Below are 419 nucleotides of genomic sequence, written 5' to 3'. Positions count from 1 at the left end.
ACGACTATGGATACCCGTCACCCACCCGTTCGTTTCTCGCAGCGTCTGATTAGCTGGATTGTCTGCGGCCTGATGGTCTGGCAGCCGATGGCACCCGCCGTCGCGGCGGCGCTTACGCCGGCCGGGCAGACCACGGTCGATCGGGCGGGGAACGGGGTGCCGGTCGTCAACATTGCCACGCCGAACGGGGCGGGCATTTCGCATAACCAGTTCGGTGAGTATAACGTCGGCAAAGAGGGGCTTATCCTCAATAACGGCACGGACCGTTTAACCCAGACGCAGCTCGGCGGGCTTATCCAGAACAACCCCAACCTGCAGGCCGGACGGGAAGCGAAAGGCATCATCAACGAAGTCACCGGCGCCAGCCGCTCGCAGCTGCAGGGCTACACGGAAGTCGCCGGTAAGGCGGCAAACGTCAT

General features: G+C 63.0%; 1 protein-coding gene. It reads left to right on the top strand.

All coding sequences use genetic code 11. The features are described 5' to 3' along the window. Positions 1 to 6 precede the first annotated feature (6 nt). A partial coding sequence (locus tag KIF87_RS23050; protein ID WP_213330846.1) for a two-partner secretion domain-containing protein occupies positions 7 to 419 on the top strand: 413 nt, incomplete at its 3' end.

This window comes from Enterobacter sp. 120016, assembly GCF_018383635.1.
Taxonomy (GTDB): Bacteria; Pseudomonadota; Gammaproteobacteria; order Enterobacterales; family Enterobacteriaceae; genus Enterobacter; species Enterobacter asburiae_D.
This window is presented reverse-complemented; position numbering and strand designations above follow the sequence as displayed.